Source organism: Geitlerinema calcuttense NRMC-F 0142, assembly GCF_030285425.1.
This window is the reverse complement of record NZ_JASVEJ010000001.1, coordinates 22,677-46,708: the sequence shown is the minus strand read 5'-3', so window position 1 is coordinate 46,708 and position 24,032 is coordinate 22,677. Positions and strand designations below refer to the sequence as shown.

Below are 24,032 nucleotides of genomic sequence, written 5' to 3'. Positions count from 1 at the left end.
ATTTCAATCAGCGGGACGTTCGTTTAGGTGGGCACTTAGAACGAAGTCAATAAAACACCTCGAACACGACCGTAGCCGCTTGCACTCCCGCTGGGTCTTGTCAATTCTCCGGCGTCTCGTGCCGTGCAAGTCCGGCATCAATGGCTTCGCGTTCCTCATTTGCAACACGCTCCATATAAGCCTCTCGCTGTTCCGGCTCCATTCCCATTACCTCTTTCGCCTCGATGCGTCCGTCAGCAATGGCTTGAATAAGTGCTAACCAATAGTTGTCGCTACTCGGCATATCTTTCCTCCCTTAGACCGGCTTCGATCTGTGACAGCAGCATCCGTAACGCTGAAAACGCCAGCCTGACCTTTGCCAAGATGCTTTCATAGCGTTCTTTTATCTCTGCTGGCAGATCGAAAGTGGCGGCTGCTATATCGTAAAATCCACTCCATACCTGATGATTCAATATCCGTTGTGCTTCATCCCACGCGGCTCTTATCTCGGACTTGTCAGAAAGGCTTCTAGCACCTTTAATGACCACGTTCGCAGCCGTGATGCCTTTCGATATTTTGTCATTAGCTGTAAGCACGGACTTGTGCAGCGTATTGGAGATCTTACCTTCTGCGTGAAAATCATTAGTGACTTGGGCAATGTTCCTGTTGTGAATGCGGAGTTCGTCCGAGATGTCCTGTAATTTTTGCAGATTCTTGCCGCACGAAAACGCCGTAGTTGCGAACGTGACGATGAGAACCGCAGCGATATATCTGGTCAGTGTTTTCATAGTTCTCCTTAGCTTGTAGGCTCTGCCGTTGTTCCAATAGTGAATCCGGCGATAACGAGTGCCATTGCCGCTGCCGATTGGCTCGCATTGAATCCGATCGCGCCCAGAATGGCAGAGATGTTCGGGCTAAAAACGATACCGAATGCCAACAGCCACGCGACCGCGAAACTGATAAATAACATCAATCCATTCGACATGATCCAATCTTTCGTATCGGTCGGACTCAGCCGAACCCGAAGCAGATACAGACCGAACGCCAATAACAGAGTTACCGTCATTTCGATCCCGTATGTAAATATCTGAGTAAAATCAATGTTCATAGTTTTTACCTCTTCCAATCCGACGGCCTTGCAGCCGGTTTTCCGTCGTCCAGCATTACGCCGATCTTATAGACCACATATCCTGTTCCCGTGCCAAGCAGCACAAGAAGTATCAACGTGAGCAATGGCCCAAGTATCCGAAACATCCATCGTCTTTGGTTCTGTGACATCCCCATCTGCCAACCTCGTTTGCCCGGCGTCTCTTGTTGAGACCGATCACAAAGACACGGTATGGGCGATTCCCGTATCCTCGGTTAATCGGCGTTCGCAGGATTACTGAAGGTGTGATGTATGCTCACCAGCAGACCGCCCTTTGAAAGACGCCGGACACTGTTAAAGATCAATAGCACCTGACAAATCTACTCTTATTCGTGTTTCGTATTTGCCTAGCATAAGTATAGGCACACCCAGCTTTTTCCATCCTCTGTCGTTACCATCAATGGGATTTTGTAATAATGAGACATAGTTTCGTTCCTCTCACCTGTGCCTATCCAACCTTTGCCCAGACTGCCTTATTTCGTTTTCAACCGCTGGCCGATGCTGAGCTTGTTCGCGTCCGCGATGCCGTTCAAGGCGGCCAATGCATCGACCGTTGTGTGAAAACTCTTGGCGATCTTCGTCATCGTGTCGCCGGATTGAACGACATAGACATTTTCGACAAAAGGCTCAGGCACAGGCTGATGCGGCGTCGCGGGCGACACGTCCAGCCGCCAATCGCTCGCGTCGTCAAAGAATTGCTGTTCGGCCTTTACCGAAATATGAACGTGCTCCGTGTGTTTGTTCTTGCCCGAATATGGCCGCCAAACCCACGCCGCATATCCATTCGCCGCATAGCTCGAAATGATCCGCGAATTCCAAATGATGTATTTAATTCGTTTATCTTTGTGAAGCACAAGAGCATCAACGATCCGCCCGACCTTTTCCGTCGCCGAAAGGTCTTTGTCGATGTCCAAAGCGGTCACAATGCCGACCGTCTTGCTGTTCTCTTTGATCTTGATCCACGGGTTATGATCCGAGGTGTTTTTCGCGTGTGCCGCATCGCCGATCCAGCCATCCGATGCCTTATCACGGTTCGGATAAGCCGCATTCACCTGCGACCGAAGCGTTCCTAAAGATTTTGCTATTCGATAACTCATACTTTCTTTTGACTTATGCTATAATTGTGTTATGCCCAAATCCGAACAATGGCGAATAATCGCCGACTACCCGAACTACGCCGTTAGCTCTAGCGGCAACGTCAAACGTGTCGTCACGAACAAATACCATCCGCATCAGCGTGTTTTGCGGCAAGCCCCCGATGGCTACGGCTATCAAATAGTTACACTTTACAACCCGCGTCAACTGACTAAAAAAGTGCATCAACTTGTAATGTCCGCCTTTGTCGGCCCTCGCCCCGATGGTTACGAAGTTAATCACAAAGACGGGGATAAGGCGAACAATCATCTTGAGAATCTTGAATATGTAACGCCCGCCGAGAATAAGGCCCACGCCGTTCGCAATGGATTGGTAGCGAAAGGTGACAGAAACGCGATGCGTAAATACCCTGAAAGATGCTTTCGCATTGGACAGTGGGTAAAGGACAATCCCAATCATGTTCGCGGCGAGAGCAACCCAAAAGCCAAGCTGTCTGAATCTGATGTGATAACTATTCGGTCCTTGTGCTCCGAGGGTGGATCGACCCTTGCGATTGCCAGACAGTATGGTGTAACACCGGAGACGATTCAGAGCATTAAATATAGGCGCACATGGAAACATATTTAACTCTTGAAGTTCGCCAACCGCAGCCCCTTTATCATTTTTCTTGAGTAGCATATCCCTTGTGCTCCTGAGTCAATATATCACAATATCTGGTAGCAGATTCGCTATTTCTTTCGTTGCTTAATTAGTTCCTGAACCTCTATCTTTTTCCGCTCTCTGGCTATTGGTTTTAGTATCTCTCTGTCGCGTATCTTATCGATTGCGTCCTTCTGCTGTTCGGGTGACATTTTCTTATACCTTTCCTCGATAATCAGTTCTGCCACCTTAACCGCATACGCTTGTTTCAGTGAATTAAGGAACTCCACATACCCATCTTCGCCCATAGCCTTTTTCAGATCGTCAGGCTTTGCCGGATCGGTCAGCGTCGGTAGTGCGTTCTTAAGACTTAGGCGGTCAAACTCTTTAGTGATCTCGTTTGACGTGTCCTCTTTGATGTTGGTTCCGATAAAGAACGAGGCTACGGCCATTCCAAGCGTATCGCCTTTATGCGGGACTTTGCGACCTAAAGCATCATATCTGTCTGCCCGCTTAAATCCGTAAAGGTCGTGGGCCACCGTCCCTGTTACCGTCCGAACGGCCAGCCATTTACCTATATCGCTTGGCGTCGCCTTAAATGCGGATGCCACCGATTGAACGTCCTTTGCTCTTGTTGCTCGTTCGGCTGACTGAACCCATTCGCCTGCTTCTTTCAGCCCAGGGAACTGCATTGCCCCTGTCAATATTCCCGCTAAATATCCGACCACAGCACTTCTTCCGCGAGCACGTTCCTGTCGTGCCTGCATCATCGCTGAAACCGGAATGCCGAGCGGCCCGAGCCATCGTGTGCTATACCAGTTTCCACCGATTCGGAGGTAATTGGCTCCCGCGTTCTTGGTCGTGCTCAGGGCGTTCTCACTCCGCCTTGTGAAGTCATACGCTCCAATGTAATCGTCATCGTCCAATAATGCGGACACAAAGATGGCAGCCAAAGCCAATCCGCCGCCCGACAGTAGTAATTTGCTGATACCTTCCGAGATGGCGATATTCTTGTCGTTCCCGCTTTCCATTTGCAAGCCTGAGATCAGTTGCTTTGTGCCTCGAATCAACCCCGGCCCCGACATCTCAAGCCCGACGCCTAAAGCGTTCGCCGGTATTCGCATAAACGGCACAATGGTCTTGCCGATCAGATTCGAGCCTAAGCCCAGTCCGGTTCGTATGCGTTCGGCGATCTTGCCGTAAATGTCGTTATTCGTGAAATTGGCGTGGTTTGCGTCCAGTATTCCCATTTCCCGAATATACGCACCTTCGTCAGTTTGAGGATCAGGACGCATTGAGTCTTTGAACAAGAACTGAATACGATCTTCTAATGATCCTTCAAGGGTTCCGGCTTTTTGCTCTGCTTTAGCAATAGTTCGCCCCAAAAACATCGACGTGTCAGCCCTATGGATATTGGCTAACAGCGTGTCGGTTCCGCCCGCTGCCCATTTTAGCCCCGGTGTCATTAGTTTGCCGTGCCCGCGAACTATCGCCGCCAGCTTGCCCTTGATGCCTTTAGCCTCTTTGATCGACGGGCCTTCGGTATGTGTAAACTTTTCCCCGAAATAGCGAAAACCGTCATCCAAAGACTCCATTCGTGAAATATCGTATGAGGTCTTTGCGTATATTTTCATCGCCATTCGGACATGATCCGTCAATTGCTTCGCGTTAATGCCGGACGCAGCCCCTGACAATCCGGTGGTAATACGGTCTATGGTGCTGTAATCACCTGGAATGAGAAAGCCGGAGCTTAACCGTTTGATTAGCAGACGGCTTGCGGACGGAGCTATCTGATACATTATCGAATTGGAAAGGCTGCGGAGTGAAAACAATATCGAACCTCTTGCACCCACATCCAAAAATACCTCTGCCGCAGGTTCAGGGTCTAAATAGTTGAGATATGTTTCAAGTTCCTTACGCTTTACAAAATAATTGATGACCGAATCCGAATTGTCCGCCGTCCAATCACCACCAACCTTATCAAAGGCTTTTGAAACGGCACTGACCTTTGCCCCGATCTCAGCAGCTTCCTCCGCAGTTAAATTGATGCCCATTACGTCTGCCACATAATCGGACATGAATTTGTCCATTTGCGGTGGCGTTAAGACGCCGAGATCATTCAATGCTTCGAGACGGCTAAATGCCCCTTTTAGTTGCTTGTTCGCTTTTATCTCCGACCACAGCTTGTCCGTGCCGAATACTCGTCGTTCCCAATTTGCAAGCCCTCCGGTCGTCTTTAGGTGCTCGTATCTTGAAGCGATACGTTTAGCCGCCGTCTTATCGTCGATCAATGCCATTATCGCCTTTCGCCGAGCGTCCTCATCCATCTTTGCCAGATCTGCCATCGACAGTTTTTGCTTGAACTTTTCCGATTCTTTTATAGACAGTCCGGTGTATAACGGAACAGACCCGTAGAGATTTTTCCAGATCCAATTCTTGAGTGCCGTCGCTTGGTTGGACACCATCGCTTTTTCAAACAAGGCATTCGCCTGCTGTGCCGTGTCTGCGTCAAGAGACTTTTCAAACAGCTTCCGACGCCCCGCACTGTCCATTGCATACAGATCGGCGATCTTTATATTGTCCGCCTTGAATTGCTTGCGTAATTCGTTGGCGAATTGTTTTGGAATACAAGTCAGCATATAAGCATTTCTAGTAATTCATCAGCAGTTTGTATCTTTTCCGCTTCGGTCATTACAGCCTTAGCTTCGCGGGCCGTGCGACGTCCCACTTTTAACCGTCCCTTCTTTAGTTCGGATTCTTCTTTGAGTGTTAGCCCCTTGCCTAATTTTTGAAGCCGTGAAGCCTCTATGGCTTGGATCAAGCGTTGCGGATCGCCGAAATCCAACTTTGCGATATTTAACTCTTGGGCTACATCGGTGAACATTTGAGATGTCAGACGGGCAACCGTTTGAGCCTGCTCCATCTTACCGGCTTCTCGCAATGCGTTCGCCATCACTACGCCGACCGATGCTTGTTTCAGTCCTTTGGGTGGCGGTTCTAGTCCGTAAACAACACGCATCGCCCGTGGACGGTTGGATTGAATGAACGCAAGGGCTTTATCGGCCTGATCCCTCAAAGTGATAGGGTCATAACCTTCTTCGGCCAACGATTCGAACTCTGGCTTTACCTTTTCCCAGTGTAAACTTAAGTTGTCTCTTCGTTCTGCGGGACGCTCTGCTTGTTGCCGATCTCCGCCGTCCTCAGAAACCGCTTTATCTTCTCCTCTTTGCTCAGGTTCGGGTCGAGGGCTATCTGGAACTGCTTCTTGAGTTTCAGGCGGTCTTTCTTGAACCGGCTCACTACGTCTTGCGAATTGGTCTCTGAGTTCTTTGGCATAAGCTATTTCTCCGGCAAGAGCATCAAGTATCTCCTGCGGTTTGACACCTCTAAGTTTAGCACTTGTTTCGGCGTATTCCTGTAAGAAATCAATGGCAAGATCAGCCGCGGCTTCTTTGTCAATGCCGGTTCCGAGGTCATTCCATTGTCCAAGTGCCGCTTTTAATGCGAATTCTTCTATCTGGGCTGCTTTTGAATAGCCCTTATAATCGCGCCCGAACTTACCTTTTAACGCTTTTTGGAAAACGTCACGGTCGTAATAGTTATCGACCTTTACCTGCGTTCCTTGTGAACTCGCACGGTTTTGGAACAATGCACGATGCCCTTTTTCTTCCGGCAATGCCTCATCTGCAAGTAACAAGATAACAGTGCCGTTGTCTCTCGCGGCAAGCCTGAACTTCTTCAGAATGTCACGCAAAGGCTTCGCGTCCAATCCCGCCTTTTCCGCGTTCTCAATACTCTTTCTAAGCGAATCAATAAAGCCCTTTACGGTCTTATCGGTCTGAAACATTCCGTCAAAGTCTATCGAGAATGTCTTTCCAAGCCGTGCATTGTAAGAGCCTAACGCACGTCGGATCAGTTCAAACATCGCAACGTCCTCAACCGTCAAGATGCCGTCACCCTGGTAAAGCAGATCGTTCGCGGTATCCACGTTCTCTAACAGCCACTTGTCCGACTGCCTCGCTGCATTACGGAACGATTCGCCAAAGCCCGCGAGTTCAGACCGTGAGCGGAATAGCGGCTGTCCTTCCATCACGGATTCTCGCATCGCGGGTGTGATCTCAACACTATGGACGGTTGCATTGGTCGGTGATCCTAGAGCGTCACGAATGAATGCACGGGCTTCGCTTTCGGTTCTGAAGCCATCACCCAAGTTTTCATCACCGCCTTCGTGAAAAACCACAAAAGTGCCAGGATTGTCCACATCCTCTTCGACAATATAATCCTCTAAATGAAGGCCTGATGTGTCTGTTGTGGCTATCTCTCCACTCTCAACCTTCCCGCCCCACTTCTTGACGTATTTGTTGATCTCGGCAGGAAGTATGCGGTCGTAGAAGGCTTTCATTCCTTCGCCTCCTACTTTGAGGTCGTTGCCGGAGAATGTGGCAAAGGAATCCTCAACAGGCACGTTAAAGATTTTCTCAGCCATTTCTTTGCCGACAACATCTTCTAGCGGCTTACCAACCATCGTTGATTGCCCTTCACTAGACTCGCGGATTTTGCCGTCTTCAACTTCAAGATTGATTTTGTTGCCGTCATTGGTGGTAATGTCAACAAACCTGACATCTCCAGCAGTTTCGGTCGGAACTTCAATCTCAATTTTCTCAACCTGCTTACTCAGATCATACCGCTCCGCGTTCGTCTCGCCCGTGTCGATCGTCACACGCTCGTAACCGTTTTCAACTGCATAGCGGAGAACACGTTTGAAGGCTTGCAAGGGCCAGGATTGCTTGTAAGGCATATCGGGCATCGACTGAACGTTGGGAATATACTTAACAGCCGTTGCCACGTCCATATTCTTTAGGGCTGTTCGCAACTCTGCTTCGGTGTGCGGACGCCCCTTATAAATAAAAGTTGGTTGTGCACAAGGAAATGCCATTAAATCCTCACCAGATCGGTTGTGTTTACTTTCGTATGTCCGTCTAAAATTGAATACAGTTTGCCGGGCTTTATGCCTTCAGCTTTCGCTGCCCGCGCAATGCTGTCATAGATCACGCCCGTTTTGATATTTTTCACCTGCTTGCTTGCGGGCGACGGCTTACCAAACCACGGGTTCTTCTCGCCTATCTTTCCTGCGGCGATTTTATCTCTCCACTCTTGCGGGAGTGACGTGCCGAATAAATGGTGCTTCTCACCTTTTAAGGCTTCGGACTTCTTGCGACAAGTTTCCGCAGATAATTTCTTACCAAAGTTCGGGTGTTTACCGTCGGCAACGGCTGCTCGGAGTTTAGCTTTTGTTTCTTCCGAATGGACGATATTTGTCGATCCGTCACCACCGTCCGTTAGATTGCAAAGCGTTCCGCCTTTTAAGTTTGATCGGCCATACAAGGCAATAAACTCAATTTCTTTAGCGTCACAGGCTTCTTGAGTTTCAAACTCTGCAACAATTTCGACGATATATTTACCCTTGTTTTTCTTCACTATGTTCCACCAATATTTGTTGCGTCGGCATTTGGATTTCGACCGCTCGTATAAATATCGCCCTCGACGGTTTCTCCCCTTACCGACATAGAACACTTGGTTCGTATCAGGGCGAATGTGTCGATAAACATAGTATCGGTTTAACATACAATATCGATCTCACCGAACTCCGCCATCTTCATAACGATTGCCTCGAAATCTTCCTTTAAGGCTTTCTCTATTTTACCTCTTTCCTTTCGTAGTTGTTGCCCAAAGTCGCTCTGTATCTCCGCGATATGCAATGTCTTACCACCGTCTCGCGTATCGAAGCGGACGTGGGCAAGGACGTTGGGTTCTGACCAGTGGGAGGATTTGTAACCACCAGCCGCCTCGTCAGGAAGAATCAATAGTAGTTCGCGGTAGTTCTCACCGCCGGGGAGGGTGTATTCAGAGAATTTGGTGTTACTAGAATCTTGACCCAACTCTTCCTTGGCTTGACGCAAATACTCTTCAGAAAACATATCCCACGCAGCCTGCGTCCGTTCCTCCAAACTGGACTCATGAAACGGCATAGTGTTGTCAGGATCAATATATTCTTCCCATTCCGCTTCATTGTTTGCTTGCTCTTGGGCTAATTCTCTTGCCCGAGCGTCAGTGGTTTGTCCCCCTTTAACAACCTCAACGACCTGTGCATTATGTGCCCGAACATAGTCTAAAACCTCTTGCTTCGTTGGATTCGGATTTTCCGCAAGGAACGAATCAAGGTCTAACCACTCAAGCTCTTCCTTTTTCGCATCTTTCAGAATGCCCTTGATCTGTTCGGCAGACGCCTTGTTCGGCATCTTCTGCTCGATGGTGCGTTCTACTTGGGAATAGAATGGTTCGGATTGCCTTTCCCCCCTCACGCTCTGCATCGGAACGTCCATCGTCTCGGGCACAAACCGTCCTGTTCGTGGATTACTGCCCCGTGCGATCACCTCGCCGTCACGATTCCCGCCGCGAAAGAAAATGACCTCGTTCGGCTGCGGCTGGATGTCCACGTTCTGCCCGATAAGCGGTATTTCCACATTCGGCTTCCGAACGTCCACCTTTACCCGGGTAAGACCCTGCCTCTGTTCGCTGCGTTGCCGGTTCATCGCCTCAACAGACGCATCGGATTCGCCTGAAGCATTTAACGTGGCGTCCGCGTCTATCAGGGATACTTCGGCATCGCCAATGTCAGGAAGTGATCTAAAGAAGTCTTCGTCGGATGTCTGCCGCCGAGACTGCATCGGTGGGGCCGAGTCCTCAATTTCACTCGGGCTTACTTCGTAATTCGGCTTTGGAACTGCGTCGATAATAAACACAGTTCCGGCGTCATCTTTTAGCACGTTATTAACGTGCAGGTCGTGAACCTGATACAGCTCACTTGTGTAAGATTCGCGTCCCGATCGGTCAAACCCTTTTGCATTCATCGCGGCATCCACATCCGCTTGGGTTCTGACGTTATTGCCTTGAATGAATGGCTGTGTGACAATGAACCGAAAATTCCCGTCCCTTGTCCGCATAAAGCCCATTAGTTCGTAATGAGATTCAGGAAAGATCGTATTGAACAACGCTATGCGGTTGTCGATGAATTCTTGCGGAGTAAGGCTTTTGTCGATGTGCCGATAGTTGACGGTCTTAGCCACCCGTTTATCATCTTTTTGATAGACGCTGGCTTCACCGCCGCGTCCGAGAAAAAGACGTTCAGGGAAATGCCCTTCATCGAACCAAATACCTTCGCGTTTGGCGTATGCTTCTAAGAGTTTTTCTTGCTGCCGGATGGTATTGGAGTGCGAACCCATCCGGTCTGCTGTTGATGTTTTTTGACCTGCTCTTTCATTTGCCGCAAGGACAAGGGATGCTTCGACATTTCGGCGACCGCCCGCAATCCTGCCTCGCTCCCCTGCTGGATCAAGGCGGCCGATCTCAAGCTCGCCGCTTTCAATTCTCCCCGCGACATCTTTAATTTGCTCATAATCAATACCTCTCTCTGGATTATACAGAGAATCTATAATATCAGAACCTTTCCGCCGAGACTGCATCATCACATTCCCGTCTTCGGTCTCTTTTTGCTCGATCGTCTGAAATAAATTCTTAAATGATGCGTTGATTGCTTCTTGTTCGGTTTCAAGCGGATACGGGAAAGCGTCAACATCCATACTGTGAGCGGCCCAATCACCCATATCGCGAAAGTTGGCTAGATGGTCATTTCGTCGTCCTTCTTGTCCGAGGGATGTAATCAAATAATTTTCAAATGCCCGTGCAGTCATCTCTACCATTGTGGACCAATATCCCTGAGCGCGGGTTCGATCCATTTTGGCTGATCGTTTAGGTAGATCACTTGCTCGTATAGCATCAACGACTTCCTTATATGCCGCCAGTAATTCTTTGCGAATACGGGGATCTTCGACAAACATCCCACTATCCCGAATCATTTGAACACGCGGAGATTCTGTTATATACCCCGATTTATCTCCCCGCATCCGGCTAAAGTAATTATCAAGAGCGTGCCACCATTCATGCCCAAGACTACCCTTCCCTCGCGTTTTAGTTAGATTTATGACAATCTTACCCGGTTCGTAATGAGCGCTTGCATAACCGCTACCGCGAGCACCAAGAGCAAGGGAAAGTGTGCCGTTGAGCGAGATCGCTTTTGGGTGCAGCCCTAAAACATCCGCAAGGTCCATCAGGGAATTGTAGGCATCGTTAATAGATTGTTGTCGTTCATTTTTAGTGTTGCCCTGCTTGACCCAATTCCCAAATTCCACACTTTTGAATCCAAATGCCCTAGCAAATTCCTCGGTTGAAGCAATATCTCGCCCCTTGAGCCAGTCCTTCCCTTCCCTGACCTCTTCACCGGAGTCTTTACGTTCTACGCCTTGTTTGTATTTCAAGGCTTCCCACATTTCTTCTAAGCTAACTTGATTGTCTTTCTGGAACGCCCGAGCCTCTTTTACAGTCGCAAATCCCTCTACAAGCCGCACTGTTCCTTTACTACCTTTTTTGCCAATAAAAATATCTTTAGTTTTGCGATCTTCGTAAATACTGAATGTAGTTTTGGATGGCTCCGAAAGCATCTTTTGTAAATGCTCCGCTGCTGCATGGGCCGTCTGGAACGTTGCCTTAATATAAGGACCTTTAACTATGGTGTATGCAGGGTCAGGTGATTCGCCTTCTTTCCACGGACGGAACTTTTTGATCTGATAGCCCCGCATCGAGGCAGATGTCGCCGGGAACCCTGTCACATCCAACCATGCAGAATAGGTTTCATACTGATCCGTTAACGGCATATTTGCTCGTTTCAGGAATGTTTCCGCAATCGTTGGACTTGACGACGCTAGAACGTCTTTGAATATATCTAAGACAGCGTTAACTTGTTTTACCCAGTTAGGAATGCGGTATGCTTTTCGCGGTTTAGCGGGAATGTTGTCATAGTAGAAACTTAAGACTTTAGCCGACTCAAGGGAAAGAGATCCATTATTTATAAGTTGTGCAAAATCAGGACGCGGAAATGCTTTACTCAATGGCTGAGTTGTAAGATCCTCGTCTGTTACACCATTAACACGTTGATAAATATCTTTCTTTGCCCCACCGATCTTGTCGCCATAATCTTGAAACTGGTCAATGTTGGCTGGTTTGGGTTCTTCTGTTTTCGCGTCGGGGGCTCCGGTTGACTGCATCGGCACATCGTCGTCGAAGGATAGGTTAGGCTGAATCTTCTTTTGTCGCCATTCTTCGTAAGCCTTTCCTTCGGGCGATTCGTTCCATTCCTTTTCAGCCTTTGCGTATTGACCTTTCGTTACTCGCGTAGCACCAGCTTCTTCGTATCTTTCTATGGGGCGATTACTGACATACCAATTCTCGCCCCACAGTTCTTTTGACTTTTCGACAAATGAACGCGGTTCTGCCTTTTTCTTCGTTTCCGCCTTAGCAGTTTCGCCTTTCTGCTCTGATGTTTTTGCGGATTTTTCCTTAGCAGAAACGTCTTTCTGTTCTGATGACTTCTCCGTCGCGGGGTGGGCTTCACCTCGGAGAGTTGCATCGCCCTTTTCGCCAAGCGAAATAACCGATTTACCGGATTTATCGGCAGGTGAGAATGTTACACCGTCGAAGGTGAACTCCTGACCTTCGAAATCGTTACGCCCTGCATATTTTTCGCCCATCCCTGGCTTTACATAAGCCAACGTAACGTGTGGACTATACGGGAATGTCGTTGTATTATCCGTGCCATCGGTCAGTTTCTTATTCAACCGTTCGAGGTCTGGCGAACTTACTTCGACCGTCACCACGTCATACGGAACCGGCTTATCGGTGCCGGGAATCTTCTTCTCACTGCCTTTGAAAACCGAGGTTTTACCAAGTGTCAGTTTGATCGGCTTTTCACCTTTTAGTGTTGGTGCGATGTCGGCCGCTGTGTTCGATTTGAGTCCGTATTTTACGGTTACATGGGGCTCGATCTCGAAAATCCCGTCTTTAGCGTATTCGGGCAGCACGGATCGATCCGCGACATCAGCAGTATCGATCACGGATCGGCGAAAATCGTCGAACGGCTTGGCTTGTTCTTTCGAAAACTCAATTTGAGTATTCGACAATGGAGTTGGGGACGGTTTGCTCTTAGCCTCAAGATCAATAGCCCTCTGCGTTTTTGTTTTCGGTGCGTCGAACTCGAACGAATCCCGCCGTCTTGCTTTTCCTTCCGGTGCGGGAACCATCGTCAACGGCTTCTGCGATCTTTCCGGCGTCGCCGCTTTTGGTTGCACGGTCGTCTTTCCGTCCGCTTGGGCTGTCTCTTCTTCGAGGGCCTTCGTATCGGCGGTAGTTTCGCTTACGGTCGCCGGAATCTGATCTTGAGTATCTTGATCCGCCTCCAATGCAGTCTCGCCCACAGGTGCGGGCTGTTCCTGAATCTCTGTTTCAGTCTCATTCGATATTTGTAACGTGTCCTTGTTTACCCACTTAGTTTGCGGCTTGCCTTTCGCGTTCGTCGTTTCAACTTGGACCATCGCCCCCGTATCTTCGATAACGGTCGCAGGATTGCCGTTCTGCATTGTCACAGCCTGACCTGCTTCTAACGTGCCGGAAACGGGAGTTGTCCGAGGTGTTGCCTTTTCCGTAGCCACTGTGGGCTTGGCAACGGTTGGTGCGGTCGCCTGTTCCGGCGCTTCAGCCTCATCCAACTGCTGAACGAAACGCCTCAACATTGCATCACCCTGGGGTTGCGCACTCTCCACTGCGGGCTGCATTCGGCTCTCTATCGCTGTTCGTAAGCCACCGCCAACCGCCCCGCCCAATGCCCCAAGCTGCATTGTCCAGATGTCATCCGAACTTAATTCCCAAACCTTTCTCGCAGGGTCCCATCGAAGCGATGCGTGTAGGTCTTTTATCTTCTTTTGCGTAAGTTCCTGACCGGACTCTATGACTGAGCCTGTCGCCACTTTAACTGTCCGGTCAACAAAACGCTGCCAAAGATTTTTGGTTATTTCCGCGGCCTGCTTTTCACCGACCTCTTTAACGAGGCTTTGGTATGTCCGATTGAACAAGCCGCCAATAACGCCCGTTTTCTCTGCGTTCCGCAATGGCTTCAATGCCCACGCAATAGGTAAAACATCTAACAGACCTGAAACCGTGCCGACTATCGTTGCTTCTCTCAGAGTGGCGGGATCGGTCACGCCTGCCTTTCTCGCATCATCGTATTGCTCGGAGGCTTCCATTGCCGCTCCAAGTAGCCCGACACCTTTAAGGCTGCCTGTAACAGCACCAGTGCCCGCCATTAACAGCACCTGTCCAACAACATTTCCTGCTTCGTAATAACCTGACAGGTCTTTGTTCGGATTTAAGGCGTAGTCGATCAGGTCATTGATACCTTCTGCCGCCTTTAATATCTGTTCTGCGTCTGCGTCAATCTCATCTTCTTTACCAAGTGCCCATTTTGCGGGATTCCGCATTATGTTCGGCATCAGGTTCTGTATCTGATAGCTGTAATTCAGTAAGCTCGATACAGCCTGTGGGACGGCACTTACAACGCCTTTTGCAAACTCTATCGGTTTGGAAAGCGGGCGGTATTTATATTCTTTTGCAATTCGTTCCTGCTCTTTGTAATAGTTTTCGGCATCGCCGTATTGCTTTTCGATCTCTGCGAAGCGTTTAAGAACGTCTCCCTCGACCTGTTCCGGCGTCCGCGCAACATACGGACTGACACCTTGCCGTGATTCGCCGCGATTGACTCGATCTATATTTCGCTGAGCGATCGCCGCCTGAGACCGCTCAATATCACGCAATTCATTGAGCAGCTTTTCCGAAGCGTCCAGTTTTCTTTGCCCTTCTTCCGGCGTGATCTTACGAGTTATTATGTCCGCTAACGCACGGGCATTGACGCGAGTGAATTCGTCTTCACTTTGAGACAATTCACCAAGCAGTTTTTCATATCCGGCCCGCGTTTTCTGCCCTTCTTGGAACGCATCGCCGTATCCACCGCCGCCCTGCAATGCTTCTTCGATCTCTTGCGGATCAAGTCCATATTTCTTGCTTAAAAGTTTACGAACCTCTGCCGGAATATCTTCACCGGATGCGACGACGTGCCTTAAGAAGTCTCGCTTTCTCGTTGCGATGTTTTCAATGCCTTGAATGTCGTCCGCGGTTAACTCAAACGTCCAATGACTATCTTTTGGCGTATCCTCAAGCCGCGTTCCCTGTCTCGTCTTGATGCCCTGCTTTAGATAGGTCTCAATGTCGATAGCGTCTAGCCCTGTCTCTCTGACAAGATCTGGAATAAGGGCATTTCTCGCCCACTCCGTGTTAGAGATATTATCGGGTTTATCGCGGAATGTTATGACCTTTTTGAATCCAGCCCCTCGATTTGTGCTGTCAACAACGCCTTCTTCGTCAACCACATCAACCGAAACATCGGTCTGCGGTTGCCCCGTCCGCATAGCTGACGGAGGCTGTATCTGTGTCCGCGTTTGAGTTCGCTGATTTGGCTGTTTTTTAAGAAATTCGTTATATGCCTTTATTGTTTCAGGGTCTTTTTCGTTTAGCCCTTTATCTTTGGCAAACTTTATCAGCCCTTCGATTCCTTTTTGAGCATAAAACGCTTTATCGCTTTCTGCTGCCAACATCTCATTGAAAGCATTAACACTATCTTGATTGCGCTCAAGTTTCCGTTCTCTTAGAAAGTTCTCAAACTTTCGGTCGATGTCAATTTTAGACTGAGCCTGCTGGTCGCCGCCGATAGCCTTGCCGAGCGTTTCCAATTCACGGATTGAATCCGATACCTTGCCGGTCACTTGGTAGCCGTCGTCGGTCGGGCTTACGTTATAAAGCTCGCCCTCTGATTCGTAAACGCCTTTGCCTGCCCGCCTGAACGTCTTATCGCCAAATTTTAATTGAGCAGGGAAAGTGGTAACGGACTGGATCTTTCCATCCGATCCCATCGCAAACTCGTCACCATCGGCATTTGTGAAATAATGCTTCCCTTCGGATTGCCCAAGATAGTCCAAGTCTCCGGCTTTGCCTGTGCGCTCAAATTCATAGAATCGTTCACCTGGTTTGAGTTTTGATGTATCTCGTTTTGTGTATTGACGAGGCGGATCTTCAGGTATCGGCCTCATTGTCGGCAACTTAAATTCGTCGTCACCGCCGAGTCCGCCAAGCGTCTGCACGGTCGGATCATCCACCGTCACCTGCTCTTGCTCGGTCTGAACTATTTCATCCTCGACCGGCATCGGAGTTTCCATTTGTGGGCCGATGCCCTGCTGCATTGCTTGTGCGTATTTCGCTGCTCGTTGCTGTTTTCTTGCGGCTACTACGTCTTGTGCTGAAACTACCCGTTGTGTGACCTGCACGTTCGGGAATGAACGTCTGTCTATTTCAGCTTGCCGTTTTGCGTCATCGGGGCCACGCACGACAGATGACGCCAATTCCGTGCCGTCTGGTGCTGTCGTGACAACGACCAAGCCTTGATCCGTGTTATTGCCGACATCCGCGGCTTTACCTATCAATTTGGCGAATCCGTTCTTAGCGACGAACTGAGGAATGTTCGTAATACCTAGTTTCCGAGCCTTTGCCGGATTTACGATCAGGATACCGTTCGGCGTCTTTAGCCGCATAAAACCCGCGAACTGTGACGGGTCAAGCGATTGTTCCTGTTCCGGCGTGTTAAGAAGCAATGCAGATCGCGGGCTTGATGGTTCAAGCATACTCATCGCCTGAGCCGCTATCGTTTCGGTCGATTCCGGTTCAACGGGCGGTGCTTGCGGCATCTGAGCAGGCGGCATCGGCTGTCCCTGTATTGTTGGCGATGGTTTTACAGGGTTTATCGTTGGCAAAATATCGCTTGCCATTGGTTTAGATCCCGTGCCAAGCAAACTCGACACGTCCCGCATTATTGCATCAGCGGAATCGGCAGACATACGGCTTGGCCCATCTGTCTTTTTGATGCGATTCAGGATCGATCTTGTGTATTCACGAAAAGATGGTTCGTCTGGACGAAACCGCCTGGGGTCATCGTAGCGGCCCATTGCACCCTCACCGCCATACCACGCAGCAGATGCCATACGAATGGCCGTATCATCATCAACGCCTTTCGCTTTGGCTTTTTTGAGATACTTACCCATCTCGCCGCGAAAGACCTTTTCTTGGGCGTTTACATCATTTGCGAATTGCTCAGGAGTGAGTCTTTTACCAAGATAGGTCTGCGTCCAATTCGGGATATTGGATGGTAGCACCTGAAATAGCCCCGTCGCGGACGTTCTGGCATTACGAGCTTTTGGATTCCCGCCGCTTTCTTGAGTGACAACGCTCCCGCGCATTCGATCAAGCAGGGAGTCCACGCCATTGGTGGTCGTGGCAGATTGAAGCGAATCCGCCCAGCCTAGCAAGGCATCATCGTCGGATTCCGTGCCAAGCGAGTCTGCCCATTTCAGGATGTCGTCATTATTGGTTGTCATACTGACGTTTCAGCTCTTCGAGTTCCTTTCTAAGTTCAGCGGCTCGCTCCATTCGTCCGCTTTGCTGTGCAGCCCTTAATTCTGCGGCTTTAGCCTGTGCCTGTATCGCAATTTGCTGACGCTGATTTCGTCCAGCTTCGGCTAATCCCGCTCGTTGATTTCGTCCGGCTTCATTGTCCGCGTTCTGTTTCTCACGCGCTCTATTTGCCCGCTCGATCTCTGCCTGCTTTCTCTCGAATTGGCGAACCGCCGTTTCGTCCTTGCGTTCTCTTGCTGCCTGTTTTTGTTCTTCAAGTTCGTAGAAACGGTCTCTGTCCTCTTTTTTCCAATCCAATGTCATTTGAGCCATTTCATTCCGACGTTGATCGGCGAGAGCCTTGCGTTCTATCTCTTTCCGTCGCAATACGGGTCTCATTGTTAGTTCGTCAATAGCCGCTTGGGATTTTTGCCGATTAAGTTCATCTACATCCCTTTGCTGTTCAAGTCCGTATTGCTGCTGATACTTTGGCGTGAGCGATGCAAGGGCTATTTCGTTGCCTATTTTCTCGTCGGTATTCGGGTCTATCGCACCGCCGACACCACCGGCGATACCTCCGCCAAGCGCCGAGCCCAACATCGAAGCCGTTCCTTGTCTCGGGTCGGCATTCGCAAGCGACTGTAACGCACCGAGTCCGAAAGAACGTAAAACATCTTTGAAATTGTGCGTCGTGTCGGCATCCTTTCCGCCTTTTTTCAGGTCTTTTCCTGTTCGACGCTGAATCTCCGCCCACAACGCATCAGACGCCCGTGGTTCTCGTGCCAATGTCGGCTCGGTCGTTTCTTCACCGATAATAGATACTTCATCGACCGGCAATTGTCCGCCCTGAAGCCATTCCTGAACACCTCTCCCTGCTTTCTTTACCGGCGACTCTTCGGTTTCAGTAATCTCGACACCTTCTTCTTCATCCCCTTTCAATAGTGAAGCGGTCTTTCCGGCTAGAGCACCGCCGATGTTCCCTAAAGCACGTCCCCACGGGTTGCCTTCTTCGGTCTGCGGCGGAACTTGTCGCACAAGCTGTCCAAAGTCAAGCTCGGCAACGTCCTCTAATTGCAAGCCGCCCTGTGGACGCGCCATCGGACGTGTCGCCGTAAACGATGATCTGTCCGGCGCATTCGGTTGCTGACCCCGACTGCCAAACCGATACCGTTTGAGTAGATCCCGCATCATTGCTTCTTGCTGTTGCATCTTCTCACCCCTTCGCCGCTTTTTGCTTCTGTTTCATCTCGTCGCGTTTCAGCTTCCGATCTTCTTCTTTATCCAACATCTCAAGAGTCTTTACTTCTCGGTCGTAAGCCCGATCAGCCTCTTTTTCTGCCTGAGCCTGTTGCTGGGCTGCCGCGGCTTCTTCGCTTGCCGCCGCCTGCTGCTGCATCATTTGTTCCTGCTGCATTTGCATCATCGGTGCTTGTGCCGCCATCTGCATCTGCCCCATTCTCTGAGCAAGCATAACTTCCGCTTGCTGCTGTAATGCGATCATTCCCTGTAAACAGGTCGCAACCAAGAAATTCGGATCGTCACTCGCCAATGCCTGACGTGCTTTCTCGCTGTAAAACTCGATGATCGTCTTATGCCCCTCGATCATCATTGGCTGGAATATCGGATGCTGTTTGAGTATCTGTTCCGCGATACCCTGATTCCACATCGGATCGTCCGTCGCCTCGAACGGCTGACGCTCAAGCAGTGTAAGCAGAAAATCATACCGCGATTCCGCAAGCCGAAGGTCTGATTCCGTATTGTTCACGTCTATCTCGACGTTTCCTGCCTGCATTATCTCGTGCAGTATCTCGATAAGTGTTTCTTCGCGGACCATCGCCGGATTGAACTGCATCAATGCCCCAATATCCTGCAATGTCTGACGCAGTTTGATCTCGCGTTCCATCAACGTCTGCGGTATCTCGCTGCCTTGTGCGAACGAGATAATGATTTCGTGGTCGATGTCCGTCTCTAAGAACGCATCAATGAACTCTTCCGTCCAATCGGAATGAGAATCGAGCAATGCTGCCGTATCCTCTTCCGTCCATAAAGACTTTCGAAGTCTTACATATTCTTTAGCCGACTTTACTTTTCCGTGAGCGACGGACAATGAGGCCGGTGACAAAAGCCCCAAACTTTGTTGTTTCTGAAGCAGCTGTGCCGCATACGGCTGATTCGGCTGTGCCTCGCCGACCATTGCGGGCTGCACCTGCGTTATGTCACCACGAACCGCCATCGTAGCCTGAACCATCTGCATCGGCTCACGAAGTTCTAACGCAGGTATCACGCCGTAAGTGTTGCTTATCGGGTGATCGTATGGAAGTGTATTCTTCGAACCGATAAGGTCTTTACCGAACGCTTCAGGGTCGATAGCGTTTGAATTATAGATGATGCTGGTCGTCGCGTTTCTGCGAACATGATACATCTGTATCGTGAGCATATAGTTCACAATGTCTTGCAGCGTGATAAGCTCGGTGGCGAATAACGCCCAGAACTGTGCCGAACTGTGCAAAAAGCCGATATACGCAAAGGCTTTTGTAAAATCCATCGGGAACACGTCCAAGATGCTGTTCCCCGCCATTCTGAAACAAAGCACGAATTCTTCGAGCGGCTCCCCTTCAAATTCACCATCGGCAAATGTTTTACCCTGTTTTACTTTGAATCTGACCTTGCCTTCTGAGTTCTTTAATACAAAGTCCTCTGCCAATGGCGTGTTCAGATACATCGAAGGTGTCAGAAATATATCCCGAACCTCACAAAGCGGATAGACCTGCATTTCGGGCAGATCCTCAAGCCCGCGTCCTCCGGTCTGAAGCGAATACTGCCATCGAAGCCCGTAACTCCAATCGGTATTGACCGCACCGCGTATCTCGTCCGCCGATTCAGGGTATTCAAGTATCAGCTCGTCCGCCGATGTCAGATAATGATGCTCGAACCATCGTGCGTTCTCTATATTCCCGCCCTGCGTTCCGATCTGGTCAATGCGAAATTCCCAAAACGGATACGCCTTTGTCTCGGGTGTTCCTGTGCTGAATTCGTCAAAGCCGGTCTTCACATCAACGTCCACTATTTCCGGCATACGCTCGACAATAGCGGCCCCGCCGCAAACCTCGCACGGAATGAATGAATCGGGTTCTACTTCTGTCTCGACAAGCGTTTCACTTCCGCATTCCGAACAGATAGCCATTCCTGGCATTATCTGCGATACCGTCTCGAACTTCGGTACTGAATGATACCGCTTTTTATGTGGATTGATCTCGGTCTTTAGAAAGACGCCAGGCGCTGTCTGTATCTCGTTTGCGATGTATTCGAATAGCTGATTCGTCCACTCCGATCTGCTGTATTCTTCAAGCAGGACGCCCGCCACTTGCGATGCCATCTCCGCTCTTGGATTGCGGATCGACACCGGTTCTGCCATCAATTTGATACGGGCTGTTATCAGAGCGGCGGTATTTGCCCTGATCGTCGGCTTAACAATGTTAAATGAATAGATGCTTGAATTGTCGATGGACACCCAATTGTTCGTCACCGGAGCGAACGCACCTGTAAGGTCATCGTCGTTCAATCCCCGTGTCCGCTTTCTAAGCAGAACAGACGAACGCACCAATGTATCATCGAGACGCCCCGATTGATCTCTGATCTTCTGCGACACCTGCTGTAAGAATATCTCAGCAGTCATCGGCGTGTTCTTGGATGTATCAGCCATATGCGTCTTACTAGATGAAGCTCATCGCCGCACTCGCACCGCCTTGAAGCAGTCCGGGTAGAAAGCTCGACCAAAAAGATTGTTTCGGTTTAATGTTCTGTGCCGTCGCGTTAAACAGTCCGAGCGAACCCTGCAATCCTGTGTTCATCCTGTTAGCGTGCGCACCCTGCAAGAATGACAAGGTGTTGTCCTGCTGCCCCATCAGATTGCCGATCTGTTCTTCATATGCCCCGCCCCAATCCTGAACAAACTGATTGTCTGAGAGTTCTCTTTGGGACGCAAGCATTCGGGAGTCCATTCCCTTTGCAGATTGTCCTGCATTTGTTCCCCGCATCATATTCCGCATCCGCTGTCCTTCAGCAAGCGAAAGCATCGGGATATGAACACCAGTTGGTAAGTTCCGATAATCACGGCTATCCAAAAAACTCTTTGTTTGGTTATACCTGTTCTGAGCTTCTATTTCCCACGGGCTTTGCTGCTGTGCGGCCTGCAGAGCGGCCTGAGACTGCTGCTGAAGCATTCGTAGTAGTTGGTCATATTGCTTTCTTTTCATTGATACACCTCTAGTGTGTTTACGATCTTAGATCACGGGCGGCAATTCTATTGGCGGCAATGGCTTATTATTATCCACCAAGACCTTTACTTCAGATGTTCCGGCTAAGAATGAATGTCCTGGACTTAAGCCGATCTGGACGACAATTTGCTTTGTTAAAACTTTTTCAATGTTTAAGATAGATGCCTCAACAATAACACCGTTTTCTACCGTTAAAATAGTATCACCTTTTTGTAATTGGGCTAACATTTTTGTTTCATTTAAGCCCACATATATCAATTTGGTATCCGTGCAAAGAAGCGATGCCCCATTTTCCGTCGTTACACGCCATACATCCGACACTCCCGACTTCATTTCGACCAGCGTATTGTAACTGCCGTGCCCGTTCGGAAGCCTCATTCCTAACCGCAATTCGTGGGCAAATATCTCTCCGGTTTCCGTGACTACCGTCTCGTATTGGTATAGACATACTGGAGTTCCATCGCTGTTACCGGGAAGCTGACCAATGATGATCGGCCCTTGCGTCGTTCCATTCGGAACTGCTGTCGGGATGCCTCTGTCCGGCGAAATATCTTCAGGATTAGGAGAGAATGCCGCACCCTGTGAATACGTTAAATGGGCAAGGTCAATGAATAAAGAATGCGCAGGAGCGCCGCCTTCAATGGTTATCGTAGCGTTCGTATCGGTCGTGTATGTCCAGTTGGTATCTAATTGTATCGAATTGATGCCGGATACATTCGTAACGGTTCCAGTAATAACATTCCCGGCCTTATCTTGCACGACCGCTGTTTTCCTGATCATATTTGTCTCAAACTGCCCGACCGTGCTAATGAACTCATTATCATTGAACGTCGCGGTGATATCGTTGACTATTCTTAAATTCAATTCTTCGGTCAGCCCCCATCGGAGCCATTGTCCCAATGTAAGGTCGGTATCCCCTTTGTCATAATTTTGCGGAACACGGATAGCGAATGGCAGGACTGCCCATCCATTGAACAAAGGGTCTCCCGAATAAGGAAGCGTCGCGACCACATTCGGAACAGACGCGGTATATGCAATAAGCTCGTTGTAATCAGCGGTCGGGTATCCGGTAGCAAATGCCTGAAAACCGCCATTATCTAAAAACGAGATGCCGGATATGGTGTTCAATCTTACATATACCTGCAAGAAATGAGAACCTGTTCCTGCTGTTGTCAGATCTATCTCGATGCCATTTGTCGCATCAGAGACAGATGCTGCTACCTGAAATACGTTCGCATTGATGCGTATAGCATAATAGACCGTTGATGCTGATAACGGTGCAGGCAGGCCGCCTCCGCTGTTCGTGAATCTGATAGGCTGTCCGGTCGTTAGCCCGTGTGCCGTTATGGTTATCTCATCCGTTCCTGTATCAACGTCGCTTGGATCGAATTCTGTCGGCGTCCGGCGATATATCGCGTAGCTTGTAACACCAAAACTCAAAGGACGGGGCCATCGCAGGAACACTGTCGCCCCTCCTCCAAAATCCGCATCACTGGGAGTGTCTGTTATCAATAATGGAGAAGTGGCGATAGTAACCCCCCTGTCCGTTTCTACAAAGACAAGATATTCGCGTTCAGTAGGCGTGTTTATTGTCCCAAGAGGCTGCCCGGTGATCACATACGGAGCATTTAGCCAGTTCCATTGTGTCTGAGATGTTGAGTAACCGTAGAGTCCGGCAAATATACGGCAAGAAGGCGACGCGAAGACATACGGATTCATTCGCACTATGCTAAAGACCGCATAATAAGAATATCCGGCCTCTATATTATTGCCCGGCAAAAAACAGGAGATGTCCGTTAGAGGATTCGTGAACCGAGCAGACCCTGTTGCGATATCCCAATCGGCAAAATGCTCGGAATAATAATCATTGTTACTGCTTTTTAATGTATAGCTGTATATCAGGAGGCCGCCCGTTGCCGTGTTGGTAAGCGTGATCTCGTTGCTTTTTATCGCATCTTCAAGCGTAGCGGCAACTCGTATCGTGTTCGCGTCTATCGGGATAACATAATAGGTCGTTGACGGTGCTAACGGGGTTGGTATCGAACCTGAGAAACGCACCGCCGTGCCGGTCATTAGAAAATGGTCTGTTATCGTGATGTTGCTGCCTGTCACCGTTCCGAGCGTCAATGTCTGATACGGTGAAGCGTAGTTCTCTTTGAACATCGGCTGCCCGGGCTGGATCGGATGCGAATAATACCAAGCACATTCCCTCTGTCCGTTATTCGCTCCCGGCGTGTTGTTCCAGCTATTGGTCGAATGTGAAAATGTGCCGTTGCGGATCTGATTTACCGCTTGTGGTGAATTTGCTGGAATCCCCTCACCTTGTGACGGCTGCAAAAGAATGCCCTGCAAAGACGTAACGCGACCTGTAAGCCGCTCAACCTTGTCCTGCAAGGATGATATTAGCAACGTCGCCTGAACCAAGTCTATGGGTTGGTCGTCTCGTAACATTC

Annotated in this window: 14 protein-coding genes; 2 read left to right on the top strand and 12 right to left on the bottom strand. The window is 49.5% G+C overall.

Translation table 11 applies throughout. From position 1 onward, the window contains the following. Positions 1–100: 100 nt before the first annotated feature. Genes QQ055_RS00215 through QQ055_RS00205 form a run of 3 tightly spaced genes read right to left on the bottom strand, consistent with a single transcriptional unit; the run spans position 101 to position 1,087 of the window. On the bottom strand, positions 101–283 hold the full coding sequence (locus QQ055_RS00215; RefSeq protein WP_286004020.1) for a hypothetical protein: 183 nt from the start codon (positions 281–283) through the stop codon (positions 101–103). Beyond that, on the bottom strand, positions 273–767 hold the full coding sequence (locus QQ055_RS00210) for a hypothetical protein (RefSeq protein WP_286004019.1): 495 nt from the start codon (positions 765–767) through the stop codon (positions 273–275). The genes QQ055_RS00215 and QQ055_RS00210 overlap by 11 nt, the downstream gene beginning before the upstream one ends. An 8-nt stretch (positions 768–775) precedes the next feature. Beyond that, positions 776–1,087, bottom strand: a complete 312-nt coding sequence (locus tag QQ055_RS00205) for a hypothetical protein (protein WP_286004018.1) — start codon at positions 1,085–1,087, stop codon at positions 776–778. A gap of 124 nt (positions 1,088–1,211) precedes the next feature. On the opposite strand from QQ055_RS00205, the gene QQ055_RS00200 reads away from it, so the two are divergent. Continuing rightward, positions 1,212–1,367, top strand: a complete 156-nt coding sequence (locus tag QQ055_RS00200; RefSeq protein WP_286004017.1) for a hypothetical protein — start codon at positions 1,212–1,214, stop codon at positions 1,365–1,367. 232 nt (positions 1,368–1,599) lie between these two features. Here QQ055_RS00200 and QQ055_RS00195 read toward each other — a convergent pair whose 3' ends face one another. After that, positions 1,600–2,223 carry a LysM peptidoglycan-binding domain-containing protein gene (locus QQ055_RS00195; protein ID WP_286004016.1) on the bottom strand — a complete coding sequence of 208 codons (624 nt, stop codon included), beginning with the start codon at positions 2,221–2,223 and terminating at the stop codon, positions 1,600–1,602. A gap of 31 nt (positions 2,224–2,254) precedes the next feature. On the opposite strand from QQ055_RS00195, the gene QQ055_RS00190 reads away from it, so the two are divergent. Further along, positions 2,255–2,848 carry an HNH endonuclease gene (locus tag QQ055_RS00190; protein ID WP_286004015.1) on the top strand — a complete coding sequence of 198 codons (594 nt, stop codon included), beginning with the start codon at positions 2,255–2,257 and terminating at the stop codon, positions 2,846–2,848. Positions 2,849–2,949: 101 nt separating this feature from the next. Here the strand turns inward: QQ055_RS00190 and QQ055_RS00185 are convergent, their stop codons facing one another. From QQ055_RS00185 to QQ055_RS00150, 8 genes are all read right to left on the bottom strand, one after another. Then, complete coding sequence (locus QQ055_RS00185) at positions 2,950–5,499, bottom strand: hypothetical protein (protein WP_286004014.1); 2,550 nt, start codon at positions 5,497–5,499, stop codon at positions 2,950–2,952. Further along, positions 5,493–7,796, bottom strand: a complete 2,304-nt coding sequence (locus tag QQ055_RS00180; protein ID WP_286004013.1) for a hypothetical protein — start codon at positions 7,794–7,796, stop codon at positions 5,493–5,495. Before QQ055_RS00180 ends, QQ055_RS00185 begins: the two co-directional genes overlap by 7 nt. Further along, positions 7,796–8,338, bottom strand: coding sequence for an NUMOD3 domain-containing DNA-binding protein (locus QQ055_RS00175; protein ID WP_286004012.1), 543 nt, complete (start codon positions 8,336–8,338; stop codon positions 7,796–7,798). The genes QQ055_RS00180 and QQ055_RS00175 overlap by 1 nt, the downstream gene beginning before the upstream one ends. Positions 8,339–8,478: 140 nt before the next feature. Further along, the gene (locus QQ055_RS00170; RefSeq protein ID WP_286004011.1) at positions 8,479–17,286 is read right to left on the bottom strand and encodes a putative polyvalent protein kinase domain-containing protein; all 8,808 of its coding nucleotides are present in this window, start codon (positions 17,284–17,286) and stop codon (positions 8,479–8,481) included. After that, positions 17,273–18,511, bottom strand: coding sequence for a hypothetical protein (locus tag QQ055_RS00165; RefSeq protein WP_286004010.1), 1,239 nt, complete (start codon positions 18,509–18,511; stop codon positions 17,273–17,275). The genes QQ055_RS00170 and QQ055_RS00165 overlap by 14 nt, the downstream gene beginning before the upstream one ends. A 4-nt stretch (positions 18,512–18,515) precedes the next feature. Then, a complete protein-coding gene (locus QQ055_RS00160) occupies positions 18,516–21,005 on the bottom strand; it encodes a hypothetical protein (protein ID WP_286004009.1) in 2,490 nt (829 codons plus the stop codon). A 10-nt stretch (positions 21,006–21,015) separates the two neighbouring features. Next, positions 21,016–21,558 carry a hypothetical protein gene (locus QQ055_RS00155; protein WP_286004008.1) on the bottom strand — a complete coding sequence of 181 codons (543 nt, stop codon included), beginning with the start codon at positions 21,556–21,558 and terminating at the stop codon, positions 21,016–21,018. A gap of 27 nt (positions 21,559–21,585) precedes the next feature. Continuing rightward, positions 21,586–24,030, bottom strand: coding sequence for a hypothetical protein (locus QQ055_RS00150; protein ID WP_286004007.1), 2,445 nt, complete (start codon positions 24,028–24,030; stop codon positions 21,586–21,588). Between the last annotated feature and the right edge of the window lie 2 nt (positions 24,031–24,032).

What these genes read in the sequence shown, in the direction of transcription:
- QQ055_RS00170 (WP_286004011.1), bottom strand. Translation starts at nt 17,286, where the DNA reads ATGACAACCAATAATGACGACATCCTGAAATGGGCAGACTCGCTTGGC.
- QQ055_RS00205 (WP_286004018.1), bottom strand. Translation starts at nt 1,087, where the DNA reads ATGAACATTGATTTTACTCAGATATTTACATACGGGATCGAAATGACG.
- QQ055_RS00150 (WP_286004007.1), bottom strand. Translation starts at nt 24,030, where the DNA reads ATGTTACGAGACGACCAACCCATAGACTTGGTTCAGGCGACGTTGCTA.
- QQ055_RS00180 (WP_286004013.1), bottom strand. Translation starts at nt 7,796, where the DNA reads ATGGCATTTCCTTGTGCACAACCAACTTTTATTTATAAGGGGCGTCCG.
- QQ055_RS00190 (WP_286004015.1), top strand. Translation starts at nt 2,255, where the DNA reads ATGCCCAAATCCGAACAATGGCGAATAATCGCCGACTACCCGAACTAC.
- QQ055_RS00210 (WP_286004019.1), bottom strand. Translation starts at nt 767, where the DNA reads ATGAAAACACTGACCAGATATATCGCTGCGGTTCTCATCGTCACGTTC.
- QQ055_RS00195 (WP_286004016.1), bottom strand. Translation starts at nt 2,223, where the DNA reads ATGAGTTATCGAATAGCAAAATCTTTAGGAACGCTTCGGTCGCAGGTG.
- QQ055_RS00185 (WP_286004014.1), bottom strand. Translation starts at nt 5,499, where the DNA reads ATGCTGACTTGTATTCCAAAACAATTCGCCAACGAATTACGCAAGCAA.
- QQ055_RS00155 (WP_286004008.1), bottom strand. Translation starts at nt 21,558, where the DNA reads ATGAAAAGAAAGCAATATGACCAACTACTACGAATGCTTCAGCAGCAG.
- QQ055_RS00165 (WP_286004010.1), bottom strand. Translation starts at nt 18,511, where the DNA reads ATGCAACAGCAAGAAGCAATGATGCGGGATCTACTCAAACGGTATCGG.
- QQ055_RS00200 (WP_286004017.1), top strand. Translation starts at nt 1,212, where the DNA reads ATGGCCCAAGTATCCGAAACATCCATCGTCTTTGGTTCTGTGACATCC.
- QQ055_RS00215 (WP_286004020.1), bottom strand. Translation starts at nt 283, where the DNA reads ATGCCGAGTAGCGACAACTATTGGTTAGCACTTATTCAAGCCATTGCT.
- QQ055_RS00160 (WP_286004009.1), bottom strand. Translation starts at nt 21,005, where the DNA reads ATGGCTGATACATCCAAGAACACGCCGATGACTGCTGAGATATTCTTA.